Below are 16,950 nucleotides of genomic sequence, written 5' to 3'. Positions count from 1 at the left end.
TCATGTTGTTGATTATTTATTTTTTACACTATAACAGTTTGGTAGCTCAATGCTCAGCGTACCAGATGTGCGCTTGGCCAGTTCAATCTGTGCAGTTGTCGGTGCGGGTTGAACATTGGAAATATTGTTGTAAACCCGTTGATAAGCCGCATAAATATTGGCCCAGTTTGCCGAGTTGTTGTTAAAGTCAGTAATCGACAGCGCACGAGAATTCGTGCTTTCGTCTAATAAGTTATTCAGATTGATTTTTACACCGCCAGAGCTAAGCTGGGCTGATGATGTTTCTCCACTGACTGCAAGTCCTTGATTTAAACCAAGCAGCACGCCTTCTAAAAGACCAAATCGTGCTTCATTTAAAATCATACGAATGGTGATCGACTTGTCACTTGCCGAGAAATTGGCTGCACCTGTTGTTCCAATCCGATATTGCGTCACACCGAAGTTATCTTGCATGCCATTGGTCAAAATTCCACAATTTCCAGACATATCATTTGTGGTGGCATTGGCCCCAATATCGGTACGGATATCGCCATTTTCATCGATCACGATTCCGAGTTTGACATCTGCCACAGTGGTATCTGTAAACTTAAAGATCAGTGTGGCATTGAGTGGAAATAGATAACGTCCAGAGCTGATGTTATTACTCGACTTAAATACACGTCTGTCGAGATAGGTAATCGGACTAATCTTGGCCAGATCAATCGTCCCATTAAAGGTTTCATTATCGGCAGTTTTGGTCCATCGTCCAAAAACCGAACTGTCTACCGTCGTGGTATTCATGGCACGCTTATACAAATCGTCTGTTGCCACCACCAAATAGTTATCGATTAATTTGCCTTGGAAAATTTTTAAGTCGTCGCTACTGTTCGCACTCAAGCTAAAACGAAACGGTTGCGCTGACGACAGCGATTTGGTCAGTGGATTGAGCCACGTGCTTTGTGTTTGTGCCGTCATTTTGGTTGGTGCAAACTGACTAATTAAGGTGAGATAACCCAAATCACCCGTATTTTTAGGTACGCCCTGCCATTGTAATCCATAGCCCGAGGTTAAGCCTTGTCGGTCAGTCATCAGGTACATATTGGCAATAATTTGTTTATTGGTTGTAGATGAACTGCCGCGAAAACCACTGGTGTACTTTAAAATCGCCAGATCGACCAAGCTGCTTGGGGTAAAGATTTCTGCGTTGTAAATCCCTGCATTTTGTATATTGGCCATTTTTTTGACCACATTCAATGCCTGTGCCTCAGACACCGTCGAGACATCGACCCATCCCACCAGTGCCGCTGCATAGCTGCCGTCTTTAAAATCGCTCACGCTCAAGGAACGAGTAATTTTATAGAGTCCATTTTTGAAATCTTCAGTCATGGCAACAGGCTGAATATCCCCAGCAATATTACTGTTTTGCTGCACACCTAAAGCCTGAAAAATACGTACCAGTGCAGTGGCCACCTTAACGGTATCATCCGATAAATCAAATGTCGCAGGTGCCTTACCCACCATTGCGGTTGCCATATCAAGCAGTGAAAGCGGTTGCTGACCAATATTGATAGGCGAAATGGTTTTTAAGTCTAGACTGCCCAGGTTAATCTGCTTGTCTGCTGTTTGACCCTTGATCGAAAAATTAACGGTATCGCCAAGCTTACATGCGCCTGTAAATGCGTTACCACTTTGCGCCGTCACGAAATGATTCACCTTATCACTGCTACAATCGAAATTCAGACCTGCAATTGGATAAACCATATAGAAACTTTGGCAGTTAGCATCGGTGGTTTTACAACTGGTGCTTGTGGTAACGCCATTATTGGTGTCTTCATTAATATTGCCACTTTCACCACCACAACCTACCAGTGCAGATACAAGCGCAGTCAGCGCGATCGAAATTAAAATTTTCTTTTTCATTGTTGTACCCATCTTTTGGGTTAACGGATTGCCGTTAACTTGATTTGTCCTTGATTGGTCAGTAACTTATCTTCTACGTCCAGAGCGGAAGCCAACGGTGTCATCAAAATATAATGCGCGTTTTCGGGTAAACGAATGATGCCTTCTAATGCTGCATATTTAAGTGCAGTTGCAGGATACTCTTGATTTTTATAGCCGCTCACCCCTTCGAGTACACAGCCTTTCTGATCGAGAAACACCACAAAAGGCCAATAAAATTGGGGATTGGTTTGAGTCGATGCATATGAGGTCAGTTTCATTTGCTTTAATGGCTCAGACAAGCGCACCACATCATAATCAAAGGTATTTTCAAGCGGTTTTCTTGGCCAGACCGAAACTTCTTTTTGCGTGTCGAATACCTTGGCTTTCTTCATTTTTTTACCTTCAAAACAAGTCGTATCCAAACTTTCAGTTACGTCTTGCTTAGGCATAATAAAGTAGGTCGAAGACAATGCGAGTGTCTCAGTCGGAGTTTCACTTGCCTTCGGTTTAAGCACCTGATTCAAAAAAGAACGACTCACCCCTTTTTCACGCTCGACTGGCTGCATACGCACAACACCCGTTTTTGAGTCAATCTCCCCTTGTGGCATCATGTAAAAACGTTTTTTTCCATCCAAGTTAAATTCACGATTTTCTAAATATTCACTGTTGACGTATTCTTCACCGCCAATACTGGAAATATAGGGTGACTGCTTGCTTGATGATGTATCAGTCTTCACCGCAGGCAATGGCGCTGTGTTTTTTGTAGCTGTTACTGCCATCTGATCTGAACGTTTCACGGTGGGTTGCGATACATTCAGCATCGATTGGTCAGCACTCTCTGTAGCCATTTGGTCACTTGGAGGAGATTGCGATGCTACGGCAGCAGTATGAGTGGCTTTAATTACAGGCTTTGAAGTCGATTCATCAAGGGGCATAGCCTGTTGACTCGTCGCTTTTTTTGAACTGATAAATCCAGTGGGTGTTTGGGTTTGGGTACTTGATACTGCGGGAGTCAATGTAGACGCATCAGTTGGCGCAGTTGGATAGGACTTTTGTACTGGATTTGAAGGAGCTTTTGAGCTGGGAGCGGCAGGATGACCTGTTGAACGCTGAGACGTCTGCTTTTGAATCACCAAAGGACGTCCATCAGGCCCAATAATGGTAAAAAATTCAGCTGCATAAAGATTCATGCCAGTAACTAAAAGTGATCCAGCACACATACAAAACCACAGCCGAGTACGTCTGATGCTGTTTTTTTTCATTACCACCGTGTCCTGTAGTTAATCCCCAAAATGGTTACTTTTGTATTGGTTTTGACATCTAAACCTGCATAGGGATTGAGCAAAATATTACTCACGCCAGTTTGGTTGGCTAAAGAGCTGCTGCCTGCCGGAATATTGTCTCTACTGCGTAAAAAGCCCACAGACAAATCGACATCGGTATCTGCGTCAAAACGATAACCAATGCCCAGACCGAATAACTGTGCATTATTGATCGGAATCAGGGTATTACGTTTGTCGTCTGGAATGGCAGAAGAACGTGGCTCATAACCCGCTCTCAGTTTCAAGCGATCAGTTGCAGAATACTCAACCCCAATTCCCCAGCTCCATGGTGAGGTAAAATTAAGTGGCAGCGCCAGACTGGTATTGGAGATATCGCTTGAAAGTAGCTTGGCAATTTGCAACGCCGAAACCTGCCGATCAAATTCAAATCGGAATTTGTCCCAAGCGCTATAGTCTGTCCACCCCACATCGAAATTGATTTGTAAATCGGGAATAATTTTATAGGTAATCCCTGCCTGAAAGTGGGCTGGATATTCAAAATCCATGGCCACCAAACCAGACTCTGTGGCCGGAATACTGGAAGGAAAACCAAGCACACGTGCAAAGACACTCCCCGTCGCAGAGGAATTTAAACCGCGAATCAACTCGCGCGGTGCACGTTCATTATCAATAAAGTATTTACCCTTGAGGCGCATTTTACTCGAGCTTTGGTACACCATACCAAAGCTAAAATCTTCACGCGGTTCCCAAAGCAGACCAAGGTTGTAGCTTGGGCTTAACGCCTGTTCGACCGTGACCTTTAACTGTCCAAAGCGGTTAAACGGATTCATGCCCTCTTGAGCATTACAAATCCCGAGTAAAAGTAAATCGGTGATAAAGTCTTGATTGTCTTTAAATGGCGCACAGACCACTTCATCAACTAAACGCAATACCCCTATTAATTCGTTTGGAAAGCGTAAATCGGTTTTCAATGAAATGGCTTGATAAGACATTCCAACCGACGCCCCCAAGGACAGTTCATCATTGACTTTAAATGCAAATGAAGGCGATAAGTAGGTAATACGCTCTAGCGCAACCTGCTGCCCCATAAAATTTCCTGGGTTACCATTTTCAGCACCAAATCCTGCGACCAAAGGTGCATAGACTGCTGTGGCATAGGTAATTTTAGAACCGGGCGGCTTATACGCGATCCCTGCAGTAGGTGCAGCAAGCGGAACACCTTCACCCAAATCGACCATTTTTTTCAAAATAGGCACGTAAATACTGGCATATTCAACATCGCCGCGAACCGAACCTTTAAAGTCGGTACACAAGTTCGATGCGACTTCTGGCCCATCGTTACACACCAATGGGTCGTCGGAATAACCAAAAACGTTATATCCAGCCGGTGCAGAAAACTCACGCTGAATATCAAAGTTGGCAATTAAGCCCTGTACATCGGTTTGCAAGCCTTCAATACGGGTTAATGCTGCCGGGTTAAAGTGAATCGCGCTGATGCCTGGCGGATCGGCAGTTACCGCATTACCCAGCGCAAGAGAACGCACATCCACAGAAAGGTTTTGTCCAAGCTGTGCAAAAGTGACATTGGAGCAACCCGTCAGAATAATTGCTGATGCTAACGGGCGTAATCTGAGATATCGCATAGCGACTACTCCCCTTAGCTAATTTTTTTGGCAAATCCAGCAATATCCAGTGGGAACGAGATTCCAAGCGAGACATCCGGTGCATCTTCAGTCAGACCAATGCCCAAGGTTCCGTTAATAATGGTTTTAGGAGAGACACGTACACCAAGAGCAATCGCAAAAATAGAGGATGTTTGATCGGCAGGCTTGAACGTTTCACCAGAACTATAGGTAAATTCAGAATTAAAATTGAAACTTTGCTGATACGACATCGTCAATGACACGTCGTAGTTGAATGAATATGCAAAGCCTAGCGAGAAGCCACCACTGATGCCTGGATCAAACTCGGTGATCGTACGTGTACCACGGCGTTGATTAAGATCTGATTCCTTAAATCCGTAGTTGGCAGAAACCGAAGCAAACAGCACAACCGGATCGATATATTTACGCGTACTCGCACCAATACCTGCCGAATAATAGCCCTTACCGGTCGATAAATCCGTGACAGGATTAATTTCGTATGGACTATCGCCCGTTTTGGTCGAAATATTACCAAATAAAATAAGAGGTAAACGCCCTGTCTGGAGTGGGAAAGGTTCCCAACGCGCTCCAAATGCAATATCACCTAAACCGGCAGTGGTGGTATCTTTTAAATTATCCGCTTTGGCCACAAAAGGGATCGATGTGGTTAAGGTTAAGTTATCCCGCAGGCCATATTGCAGGGTAAAAGTATTGGTTAAAGTGTGGTTGGCATCTTCTTCAACTCGAAGCTGATTAACAGTACCGTCTTCAATAGCCAAATCTAAGCGTGTATCGCGATAGTAGGTATAATCAATATCGTAGTAACTTGAGATTTCACCACGTTTGATCAGAGAATATTGGCGCTCGTTGGAGGTGAAAACTTCTTGAAGATTACTTTCCTGTGTGGCATCACCTTCTTGTTTTTGAAGTGCCTCAGCCGCCGAATTTGACGAAACAGCAGGTGCTGGCGTACTTGCTGTTGCTTCAGCGGCAGTCGTGCTATTCGACTCGGTAAACACGCTCCCCTGAGCTGGCGCTTCAGAAGACTGTGTCGCTGTCGCTTGCTCGGCAGACTTTTCTTGTGATGAGGCAGCGGCTACATCATCTGCCGCATAGACACCCCCAATCATGAGCACATTGACACTCAGTGCCAAAAACGTTTTGTTCATCCCTTGCGTTCTCTTCTTCATTCTATCCACCACGTTATTTTTTTTCTTACCCAACTATTTACGCTTATAATACAACCGCATAAATGTATTTACCTTTTCTCCATAGGTCATCGAATCCTTGTTGTTGTCTACACCCCTTCTAACCGTAGATGCTTTGTCTGCGATGCGTTCCATATAAAAAGTCGGATACTGCATGTCAATCAATGCATAACGGTTGACTGTGGCATCCTCGACATGTCGTAAATCACTGTCTTGAAGTGCCAATAGCGTTTTACGCTGGGCTTCGGGCACTTGAATCAAAAACAAAGTGTTATTTTCCCAGACTTCTTTAAAGCGCACTTCATCGAAACTGATATTGCCTAGTGCTGGATCTGCCACATAGACTCGGCCGTCTTTATAACCTTTGTACACCACAAAATGTTTAAAACCAGCATAGGAAATCGGTACGATTGCTGGCTGTCCCTGATTGACCAGATCTGAAAACTCACCTCGATAACCGCCACTTTCGAAACCTAAAGCGGTCACAAAACGTTTCATATCGAGAAGTGAAAAACTTCTGCGCTCGATAATCCGCTGATATTCGCCAAAACGGAGCAGCCCATTCATAGTTTGTTGTTCGGTCAGTTGGGTTCCAACATAGCCATTCAATAATGTGGTCAGTGCAGCCGATCCACAACTATAGTCATAAGCCTGACGCACAATACCGCGAAACTGATCTTCCACAGCGGGCTTGATCACGACTGCTTCACGGTGCATACGTGTAAAAGATGGCTCTCTGGAATCGAGTGTTTCCGTATATTGAACTGTCCCCGGAGCTTTATCTTTAATATCGAAGGCTTGGGTTGCAAAGTAATAGATCAATGCCGACCCTAAGGTAATCTCTAACATAATCTTTTGGTTCTACTTTTGGGGCAGCAATGCCTGATTTTCATTGTATTTTTAGAGCAAATACTCTACATTCCCTGTCTTTTGAAGATACCTTTTTTTTGAAGAAATTGCAGCTTTTTTTTGGTTTTTTTGACGAAATACGTATTTTTTTGTAATAACGTATACAAAAAAACGCGTGTCGATCACGCGTTTTTTTGCAGCAAATAATGGCGTATTAGTGACCACTAATGGTAATGGTCGAATTCCCCATATTCAGTCCAGCAATCTCAAGATCACCAATCGAGCTGGCAGTTTGAGTGCCTAAATGGATGCCTTGCACATAGGTATTGATATTTTGTGTACTGATGTTTTTGATTTCAATTCCCTGAGGATTAACACCAATACTGGCATTTAGTTTTAAATCACCTGAGGGATTGTCGCTATTGCTATTGTCACCACGTACATAGATGTTATCCAGATAAATCTGACCACCACCTTGTGCATCTTTTAGACCCAAATTGGAAATGGTCAAACCACGTTCTAGGGTCGAGTTCAGTACAATCATCGCGCCCTGTGGAGTTGCACCCAATTGAATATTGGCACTCACTTTACCCAAAGACAGCGTTAATCCAGTTAAGATTTCGGTGGGCGTACCTGTTACACCACGAAGGCCTGTTATGGTATTGACTGAATCATTTGAACTTGCGATACCAACTGAACCAATCCCCACATCAATAGCCCCGACTGTGGCTGCAATATTTAAAAATGCCCCTTGAGTTACTCCATTAGCTGTTGTTGCGCCATTAGTGTCAATTTTTAAATCCAGAAGATTATCACCCGAAGTTTGCGTAACGGTCACGCCATTGATGGCAATCGCACCCGCTTTTCCGGTTGCACCCTTAATGCCAGTGTCCGTTTTTAAACCGTCGTTATCATGTAAATATAGCTTATCAATACTGATTCCTTTATTGTCGAGCTTGATCCCAATATTTAAGCCATCCTGACCAGTGGTCGCGCTCATAGAGGCATCATCCATTGCCTGCATAGCCATGGCATTTGCACTTAATAGCATTGAAGAGACTAACGCCAATTTCGTCAACATTTTCATTCCAAACTCTCCCAAGAGCATTTATTTTTATTTCTGACTACTCTCATTCTTACAAAAAGAATATTCCATATCCCTGAGTAGCTGAATTTTGCCTCTTTAAAGTAGCGCTAGTTCACATTTTGCGCAACTAATGTTGCGTAATTTTTATCATTTTGCCGATAAGTGGCAAGCCGGCTTATGTGCATTTAAATTGTGTAGTAAAATTGCGTTTCTGCTTATCTGTTCATTTTTGGGCGATTTTTCCGTGCGCTATATTCAAAAACTTCCTTTACCAGTGCCATCCATTCAGCATATTTTGACACAACTTCATGCATCGACTGGTTTAGTTTTTTTGAATAATCACGATTCGCCTATCATTGCATTTCATCCTGAAGCTTATGCAATTTACCAGCATGATGAATATCGTTTTTATCAACGTGATGCGTTCACAAACTATCACTTAAATCACGATTATAAAAATTTAAACGATTTTATTCAGTTTGATCCCACTGCTTCAGCTTCATCTGATTTAGGCTTTCAAGGCGGTTATATTGGGTTTATCGGTTACGATATTGCAGCTTCTCAGGCTGTATGTGTAAAACATGCAGTACAACCTGCCTTATATATTGGATTGTATCGAACCTATTTATGCCAGCATGCAGATGGCTGGTATTTTTATAGCGATGCAGAACAGCCTGAACAACACTATAACTGGCTGATTGATCAGCTCAGTCAAACACCTGCTTATTCCATTCAGCCACTTCGCCTACATCATTCTTTTCGTCCACGCTGGTTAAAAAGCGAATATTTACACGCCTTTCATAAAATTCAAGATTACATCAAGGCCGGCGATTGTTACCAGATTAATTTAACCCAAGAGTTTCAAACCTGTTGTGAGGGTGAGCTTCTGTCAAAAGCAGATCAATTGTGGACGCTCACCAACGCACCGTATGCAGGATATTTAAAGCTAGATGATTTTGAACTGCTCAGTTGTTCACCCGAACTTTTTATTGAGTTTGAAGCAAATCGGTCTTTGAAGACGCGTCCAATCAAAGGCACCATGCCACGCTATAAAGATCTTGAACAAGATGAAAAATCGAAACAGCAACTAAAGTCTTCAGTCAAAGATCAGGCCGAAAATGTCATGATTGTAGATTTACTCCGTAATGATTTTAGCGTTCACGCCGAAACTGGTTCAGTTAAAACCACCAAATTATTTGAAATTGAAAGTTTTAATCAAGTGCATCACATGGTGAGTGAAATTACGGCTCAATTAAAAAAAGATGCCAACCCATTTGATGTTCTTCGTTCTGCTTTACCAGGAGGCTCCATTACAGGTGCACCCAAAATTCGTGCCATGCAAATTATTGAAGAATTAGAGCAGGCACCACGCGGCGCATATTGCGGATCGCTTGGTTATTTTAATTTGGATGGTACAGGCAGCTGGAATATCCTGATTCGCACAATACAAAAATATCAGGATACGCTCTCTGTCTGGGCAGGCGGCGGTATCACTATTGCATCAGATGCAGAAGCTGAGTATCAAGAATGCTTAGATAAGGTATCTGCCATGCTGAATCTGATCAATACATGGCAGTCCCACACAGACGATTATGCAGAATGAAATAAACGGCTTAAGCTGTCGATCAAACGCTGATTTTGCACATCGGTACCAATCGTAATACGTAAAAACTGATTGATACGTGGCTTGTTAAAATAACGAACAATAATGCCTTGTTCTCGCAGTTGTGTTGCCAGTGTTGCAGCATCATGTGCTGGATGAGTCACAAAGATAAAGTTGGCTTTTGATGGCAAAACTTTAAAACCGAGTGTCTCAAGCTGCGTTACCAAAACCTCACGGCTTTGAATGACTTTCTCACACTGCGCTTCGAAATATGACTGATCTTGAAACGATGCGACTGCTGCAGCGAGTGCAAAGCGATCAATAGGATACGAGTTAAAGCTATTTTTTACTGCTTCCAGTGCAGCAATCAGATGTGCCTGTGCCAACGCAAAACCAACACGTAACCCTGCCAGTGAACGAGATTTTGAAGTGGTTTGACACACCACCAAATTATCGTAACGTTGAATCAGGCTAACCGCCGATTCTGCTCCAAAATCAACATAAGCCTCATCGATCACCACCACACGATCTGGATTATTTTTCAGCACCTGCTCAATTTTACCGAGTGACAATGCAATACTGGTCGGCGCATTCGGATTGGTAATAATAATCCCGCCGTTTGGTTGCTGATAGTCCTCGACATCAATTTCAAAATGCGCGTTGAGAGGGATTTGCTTGGTTTTGACACCAAAAAACTGACTGTATACCGGATAAAAACTATAGGTAATATCCGGATATAAAATCGCATCGTTTTGAATAAAGAATGCTTTAAAAATATGCGCCAATACTTCGTCTGAGCCATTTCCGACAAACACCTGACTCACATCTAGGTGCTGCTGATCGGCGATGGCCTGCTTCAACTGTAGCGCATCTGGGTCTGGATACAAACGTAAGGCATCTGCCTGATTGTGCAAAACCGCTTCGATTGCCGCCACGACGTTAGGTGAAGGTGGATACGGGTTTTCATTGGTATTTAATTTAAGGAGATTCTGAAGTTTAGGTTGCTCGCCAGGCACATACGGCTCAAGCTCACGGACTTCCGGGCTCCAAAATCGCATTTGTTCGTTGCTAATATTCATTGCGCTATTCTCTTGTTGGGGCCAAGCCATAGCCCCTAAAAACGATTGATGGTTTGGTCAACCTTAAATCTTACTGATAACGGTAGCGAGCTGAGCGTGCATGTGCATCCAGATTTTCCTGTTGAGCCAGAATATCTGCTGTCTTTGCGAGGGATTTTACACCTGCTTCTGAACACATGATGAGGCTCGAACGTTTTTGGAAATCGTAAACGCCAAGTGGCGATGAAAAACGTGCTGTTCCCGAAGTGGGTAATACGTGATTCGGACCTGCACAGTAGTCACCAATGGCTTCAGGCGTAAAGCGCCCCATGAAAATGGCACCCGCGTGGCGAATATCCTGACTCATCTGCTCGGCATCATCTACACATAGTTGTAAGTGTTCAGGCGCAACTTGGTTGATCAATTTGATCGCTTCAAGACGATCTTTTACCAACACCAAAGCACCACGATTAGCAATTGAAGTACGTGCAATATCGGCTTTTGGTAAAGCTGCCAAATGTTCTTCAATGGCTTGTGCCACATCATCAAGTAGCTGAGCATCTGGGGTGATTAAAATTGCCTGCGCCACAGTGTCATGTTCGGCTTGTGATAACAAATCCATCGCCAGCCATTTAGCATTGTTCTGCCCTTCGGCATAGACCAAAATTTCAGATGGGCCTGCAATCATGTCGATACCGACCTGACCAAACACTGCACGCTTGGCCGCTGCAACGAAACGATTTCCCGGACCCGTAATTTTATCTACACAAGGTACAGTCTGAGTACCATAAGCCAATGCTGCCACTGCCTGAGCGCCACCGATCGTAAATACTCGATTTACTCCTGCCAGATAAGCAGCTGCCAATACCAGCGGGTTTAGCTCACCTTGCGGTGCAGGTACGACCATGACAATTTCAGGTACGCCCGCGACATGAGCAGGTATCGCATTCATTAAGACAGAAGATGGATAAGATGCCAAACCACCTGGAACGTAAATTCCCACGCGATCTAAAGGCGTTACCTTCTGACCCAGGGTATTACCCAATGCATCGACATAGCTCCAGCCATCTTGCTTTTGCGCTTCGTGAAAACCACGAATACGCTCTGCGGCGAGTTCAAGGGCTTCACGTACATCGGTGCTCAGTGCTTCAAAAGCTGCTTTAAGTTGCTCTTGGGTCAGTTCCAAATCTGAAAATTGATGCGCTGGATGTCGATCGAACTGTTGAGTGAGCTTAAGAACATGTGCGTCACCATGCTGACGTACATCAGCAATAATTTGGTCTACAGTTTTTAAAAGTTCAGGATCATTTACAGTTTCAAACGCCAACAAGTCTGCAAAGACTTGTTTGAAGTTTTGATCTTGAGTCGATAAACGTCGCATCAATTTACCTACACGGTTTTTAGTGAAAATAGGCTTCTAGTGTACTCTTTTTCAGTGCTTTTGTGGAAACTCAAAAACCCAGAATTGGAGTAATGTTTGATTGAAATTCTGGCTCAGCAGGATTTGATTTTCTGATTGATCTTGTCAAAACAATTTATGTTAAAGACCAATCATCTCATGGTTTTAGGTGATCGAGAGCTCTTGTGTTCGATAAAAAAACCGCCACATCGGTGACGGTTGTTTGAAACGATAAACTTTTACTTGACCTGACGTGCTGCAACCGCCTGTTCGACTTGCGCCAGAATTGGATTAAGCAACGCTTGCTTGCGCTTAAAGCTGGCTTTATTCACAATTAAACGTGAAGAAACCTGCATGATTTCTTCAAGTGGTTCCAAACCGTTTGCACGTAGTGTATTGCCTGTATCAACTACATCGACAATATAGTCACCCAATCCCACCAAAGGTGCCAATTCCATTGAACCATACAGCTTAATCACATCGACCTGTTCACCAAGGCTGGCATAGTATTGACGTGTTAAGTTCACATATTTAGTCGCAATTTTAAGGCGGCCTTTAGGTGGTGTAATCCCGACTTTACCAGCAGTCATCAAACGGCAATTGGCAATTTTAAGATCCAGCAACTCATACACATGCTGAGCACCATGCTCCATCAACACATCTTTACCCGCCACACCAAAGTCGGCAGCACCGTTTTCTACATAAGTCGGTACGTCAGATGCACGTAAAATGAGAATACGCACTTTTTGATGTGTGGTTGGAAAAATCAACTTACGCGACTTGTCTGGGTCTTCAAGTAAATTGATGCCAGCCGCTTCAAGCAACGGCAATGTTTCCTTTAAAATTCGGCCCTTACTGAGCGCTAATGTTAAACCATGATCAAAATTTCCCACTACGTTAAAGTTTGGATCATCGTTTCTCATATCATTCATTAACTTACTCGCTTAATCTGCGCGCCTAAACCTTGCAATTTCTCTTCAATATTTTCATAACCGCGATCGATATGATAAATACGATCAATCAGCGTTTCACCCTGCGCAACTAATGCAGCCAAAACCAATGAAAATGATGCACGTAAATCAGTTGCCATCACGGGTGCCGCTTGAAGTGTTTCAACGCCAGTGACAATCGCATCATTGCCTTCAACCTGAATATTGGCACCCATACGTGACAATTCAGGGACATGCATAAAGCGATTTTCAAAGATGGTTTCAGAAATAGTCGCAAATCCACGACCAATCACATTGACCGCCATCAGCTGCGCTTGCATATCTGTTGGGAATTCAGGATGTGGCAGTGTTCTAAAACTGACCGCTTTCGGACGCTTCCCAAGCATATCCAACTCGATCCAGTCATCACCACGAGTGACTTCAGCACCCATTTCTTCAAACTTTTCTAGCACAGATTCAAGTAAGGCAGGGTCGGTATGTGTGGTTTTAACACGTCCACCTGTAATTGCGGCAGCGGCCAAGTAAGAGCCCGTTTCAATACGATCGGCAACGACTGAATATTCACACCCTTGCAGATGTTCAACGCCCGTCACAACCAGCGTACTGGTGTCTAAGCCTTCAATCTTTGCACCCATCTTAATGAGCATTTGGGCCAAATCGGTAATCTCTGGCTCTTGCGCAGCATTTCGAATCGTGGTGACACCTTCAGCCAAAACTGCTGCCATCAAGAGATTTTCCGTACCACCAACCGTGACCATATCAAAGGTGATATCGGCACCCTTTAAACGACCATCCACAGTGGCATGCACGTACCCATTTTCAACTTCAATTTGCGCACCTAATGCTTCAAGCGCTTTAAGATGCTGATCCACCGGACGTGAACCAATTGCACAGCCGCCTGGCAGCGATACCTGCGCCTTGCCATAGCGTGCCAACAATGGGCCAAGAACCAAAATAGAAGCACGCATGGTTTTAACCAACTCATACGGTGCAAATTGGTTATTGAGTGTCGAGGTATCCGCTTTAACCGTATCGCCTTCATAGTCCATGGTAATACCAAGACCAGCAATCAATTTTACTAAGGTATTTACATCTTTAAGATTTGGAACATTACGCAAGGTAATTGGCGTTTCGGCTAAAATCATGGCAGCCAACAAAGGCAATGCTGCATTTTTTGCACCCGAAATACGCACTTCGCCTTCGAGCTTTACTCCACCCGTAATAAGAAATTTATCCATGTAGAATTAAGCTCCGAATAGACTTGCTTTGCGCCATTCGTCTTTGGTCATCGCACGAATTGTGACTGCGTGAACTTCACCACTGGCAATATAAGAGTTCAAAGGCGCATAAACCGCTTGCTGACGTGCAACCGTACGTTTTCCTTCAAATTGATCATCCACGATACGGAGGTCAAATTTTCCAGCTTGTCCACTTACTACTACTTCCGCCGCGGGAAATGCATCTTGTAAAATTTGTGTAAGCTGTTCATTATTCATTGCGAGACCTCTTATACAACCTTGGGTGTAAAAACCCGTCATTCTACTATAAATCATGAAGATAATTCAGTAGTAAACTACATTTTGTTCATAAAAAAAGAGGCTGGAGACCAGCCTCTTACTATTTAAAAAAATCAAACAGGAACAACAACTTGCTGATAAGAGCATTGTATTTTACGATGCTTTTGCAATTGCCGTTTTAATTTTTCTGAGAGTTTTTTTATCGAGGTATACATATCGTCGGCAGAGGCCTGTGCAAAAAGCTCTATACCAGGTAAGCGTACTATCGCTTCAGCGATATGATTCGAACTGCCTTTGTGAGTTCGTTTATCGATTTGATGATCTTTTGAAAGTTTCACCTGCATGCTATTCACTTGATCTAAATGTTTTGTCATTTGACCAAATTTAGATTTAATATCGTTTTCAATGGCAGGTGTGATAGTTAAATGATGTCCACGAATTGTTATCTGCATAATTTTATCCCTCACCTTCTATCAGGATATTCATGTTCGCAAAATGAACTTAAGACAATAAAAGTTTGAAGCACGTCAATAAGTCATTTCAACCATTCCTTAAATAAAAAAGATTCATTGTTTTGCAACAATGAACCAGTAGGATAGTCAGATTTTTTAGATCAGATCAAGACTTTTCTCTCAGACGATGATGCAATATGTAACGATTCACGATATTTCGCCACCGTTCTACGCGCCACATCAATCCCCTCATCTTTGAGTAAATTGGCAATCGCATTATCTGACAAGGGCTTACGTGGATTTTCAGCAGCGACCATTTTTTTAATTCTGGCACGAATCGCAGTTGATGAACATTCGCCTCCAGATGTGGTACCAACATGACTTGAAAAGAAATATTTCAATTCAAACAAACCGCGTGGTGTCAGCATATATTTATTGGTCGTCACTCGTGAAACTGTTGATTCATGTAATTCAACCTCTTCGGCTACATCACGTAAAACCAAAGGTTTCATGCCCTCTGGGCCAATTTCAAAAAAGCTACGCTGATGCTGCACAATACACATCGCCACTTTTAACAGCGTCTTATGACGCTCATCAATGCTTTTAATAAAATTTTTAGCTTCGAGCATCTGATTACGAAGATAAATATTATCGTCGCTTTGATCTGCCCTACGGATCATATTCGAATAAAATGAATTGATGCGTAATTTAGGCATGATGTCTGGATTCAACTGTACTTGCCATGATTGATCTTTTTTACACACCACAACATCCGGAATCTGATAGTCAGACTCTTGCGACTCAAAACTCAAACCTGGATAAGGTTTTAAGGTTTTTAAAAACTCAATCACGGCTTTAACTTGCACCATAGACAAGCCAGTGTATTTCAAAAGCTTATTTAAATCGTTACTGACCAAAAGTTCGTAATATTTTAATAAACATAATCCTTCATTACGTAATGGAGTGTTTGGATCCAAGACATCCAACTGAATTTTAAGACATTCAGCAAGATTTTTAGCGCCGACACCCACCGGATCGAGACGCTGAATATGTTTGAGCACCACAACGACTTCATCCGCTTCGATTTCTTCACTCATACCTGCTTCAGACAGCAGATGTTGTGCCGCTTCAATCACTTCATCAATTTCAGCATCGAGAAATCCCTTTTCATCCAAACAATCTACAATGCAATACGCAATCAAGCGATCAATCGTTGAAAAGTGGAGTAAATTAACTTGCTCTAAAATATGTTCTTTTAAAGTATGTTCGGCTTGTCGATTATCCTCACGCTCTTCGTATTCAGGTGACGCTAGTGCAGTTGACTGATGGGTATAGATATCATCCCAATCGGTATCTACTGGTAAATCGTCAGGTAAATGATCTGCATTAAGATTTTGTGTCAGATCGGTACTTTCTTGATTTTCAGCATGAGAAAGACTTTCTGCAGTGCTCTCTTCTTCTATTTTTTCCAATAAAGGATTACTGTCGAGCTGGATTTGGATTTCTTGTTCGAGTTCCAAGCTTGATAATTGCAGTAGACGTATTGCCTGTTGTAATTGAGGGGTAAGCGATAAAGAATTCGCAACTTTCAATCCAACTGATAACTTCATAAAGCAACATCCCAATAACGAGTTACATAAAGCAAAAAATGTGCCGATATTGAAGTTATAGCATAGGAATTAACTTTATCCTACAAAAAAAAATGTTTGAGAAACAATTAATTTGTAAAAAATAGATGATGAATTATACAAAATGAATAAAAGTTATTCAGATTAACACGCGAACTTAAACTAGTTTATCTCATAAACAATAAAAAATGATCACACACGTTATCTATTCATATTTGGCAAGCACTTATTTTTAGGCATAAAAAAGCCCCCTTAACATATGTTAAGGGGGCTTTCGTATTTAAAAGCTGGCGATGACTTACTCTCACATGGCTAACGCCACACTACCATCAGCGCGAAGAGGTTTCACTTCT

Annotated in this window: 14 protein-coding genes; 1 reads left to right on the top strand and 13 read right to left on the bottom strand. The window is 42.7% G+C overall.

The window, feature by feature from the left end:
* Window positions 1-12: 12 nt before the first annotated feature.
* The 6 genes from QLG00_RS06805 to QLG00_RS06780 form a co-directional block, all read right to left on the bottom strand.
* The gene (locus QLG00_RS06805) at window positions 13-1,899 is read right to left on the bottom strand and encodes a hypothetical protein (protein WP_282470698.1); all 1,887 of its coding nucleotides are present in this window, start codon (window positions 1,897-1,899) and stop codon (window positions 13-15) included.
* Window positions 1,900-1,919: 20 nt separating this feature from the next.
* Window positions 1,920-3,140: a putative pilus assembly protein FilE gene (filE, locus tag QLG00_RS06800; protein ID WP_282470756.1), complete on the bottom strand. Its 1,221-nt coding sequence runs from the start codon at window positions 3,138-3,140 to the stop codon at window positions 1,920-1,922.
* Window positions 3,141-3,181: 41 nt separating this feature from the next.
* On the bottom strand, window positions 3,182-4,846 hold the full coding sequence (locus QLG00_RS06795; RefSeq protein ID WP_004934875.1) for an outer membrane protein transport protein: 1,665 nt from the start codon (window positions 4,844-4,846) through the stop codon (window positions 3,182-3,184).
* A 14-nt stretch (window positions 4,847-4,860) separates the two neighbouring features.
* Window positions 4,861-6,036, bottom strand: coding sequence for a hypothetical protein (locus QLG00_RS06790; RefSeq protein WP_282470697.1), 1,176 nt, complete (start codon window positions 6,034-6,036; stop codon window positions 4,861-4,863).
* Window positions 6,037-6,069: 33 nt separating this feature from the next.
* Window positions 6,070-6,903 (bottom strand): C39 family peptidase, encoded by an 834-nt coding sequence (locus tag QLG00_RS06785; protein ID WP_282470696.1) that lies wholly within the window; start codon window positions 6,901-6,903, stop codon window positions 6,070-6,072.
* Between the two features lie 214 nt (window positions 6,904-7,117).
* On the bottom strand, window positions 7,118-7,990 hold the full coding sequence (locus QLG00_RS06780; protein ID WP_282470695.1) for a DUF6160 family protein: 873 nt from the start codon (window positions 7,988-7,990) through the stop codon (window positions 7,118-7,120).
* Window positions 7,991-8,120: 130 nt separating this feature from the next.
* On the opposite strand from QLG00_RS06780, the gene pabB reads away from it, so the two are divergent.
* Window positions 8,121-9,593 carry an aminodeoxychorismate synthase component I gene (gene pabB / locus QLG00_RS06775; RefSeq protein WP_282470694.1) on the top strand — a complete coding sequence of 491 codons (1,473 nt, stop codon included), beginning with the start codon at window positions 8,121-8,123 and terminating at the stop codon, window positions 9,591-9,593.
* Here pabB and hisC read toward each other — a convergent pair.
* From hisC to QLG00_RS06740, 7 genes are all read right to left on the bottom strand, one after another.
* Window positions 9,581-10,672, bottom strand: coding sequence for a histidinol-phosphate transaminase (hisC, locus tag QLG00_RS06770; RefSeq protein ID WP_004945456.1), 1,092 nt, complete (start codon window positions 10,670-10,672; stop codon window positions 9,581-9,583). The two genes, pabB and hisC, sit on opposite strands and share 13 nt — an antisense overlap.
* Window positions 10,673-10,742: 70 nt before the next feature.
* On the bottom strand, window positions 10,743-12,032 hold the full coding sequence (hisD, locus tag QLG00_RS06765) for a histidinol dehydrogenase (RefSeq protein WP_282470693.1): 1,290 nt from the start codon (window positions 12,030-12,032) through the stop codon (window positions 10,743-10,745).
* Between the two features lie 257 nt (window positions 12,033-12,289).
* A complete protein-coding gene (gene hisG, locus QLG00_RS06760; RefSeq protein WP_282470692.1) occupies window positions 12,290-12,982 on the bottom strand; it encodes an ATP phosphoribosyltransferase in 693 nt (230 codons plus the stop codon).
* Window positions 12,982-14,238, bottom strand: a complete 1,257-nt coding sequence (gene murA, locus QLG00_RS06755) for a UDP-N-acetylglucosamine 1-carboxyvinyltransferase (RefSeq protein WP_004945443.1) — start codon at window positions 14,236-14,238, stop codon at window positions 12,982-12,984. Before murA ends, hisG begins: the two co-directional genes overlap by 1 nt.
* A 6-nt stretch (window positions 14,239-14,244) precedes the next feature.
* Complete coding sequence (gene ibaG / locus QLG00_RS06750; RefSeq protein ID WP_004934849.1) at window positions 14,245-14,496, bottom strand: BolA family iron metabolism protein IbaG; 252 nt, start codon at window positions 14,494-14,496, stop codon at window positions 14,245-14,247.
* Between the two features lie 134 nt (window positions 14,497-14,630).
* A complete protein-coding gene (raiA, locus tag QLG00_RS06745) occupies window positions 14,631-14,969 on the bottom strand; it encodes a ribosome-associated translation inhibitor RaiA (RefSeq protein WP_004934846.1) in 339 nt (112 codons plus the stop codon).
* A 161-nt stretch (window positions 14,970-15,130) separates the two neighbouring features.
* Window positions 15,131-16,579: an RNA polymerase factor sigma-54 gene (locus QLG00_RS06740; protein WP_004934842.1), complete on the bottom strand. Its 1,449-nt coding sequence runs from the start codon at window positions 16,577-16,579 to the stop codon at window positions 15,131-15,133.
* Between the last annotated feature and the right edge of the window lie 371 nt (window positions 16,580-16,950).

The sequence above is a fragment of the Acinetobacter sp. V89_7 genome (genome assembly GCF_029967895.1).
In the GTDB taxonomy this organism is placed as follows: domain Bacteria; phylum Pseudomonadota; class Gammaproteobacteria; order Pseudomonadales; family Moraxellaceae; genus Acinetobacter; species Acinetobacter soli.
The sequence above is the reverse complement of the archived record's forward strand: the minus strand, read 5'-3'. Positions and strand labels throughout refer to the sequence as shown.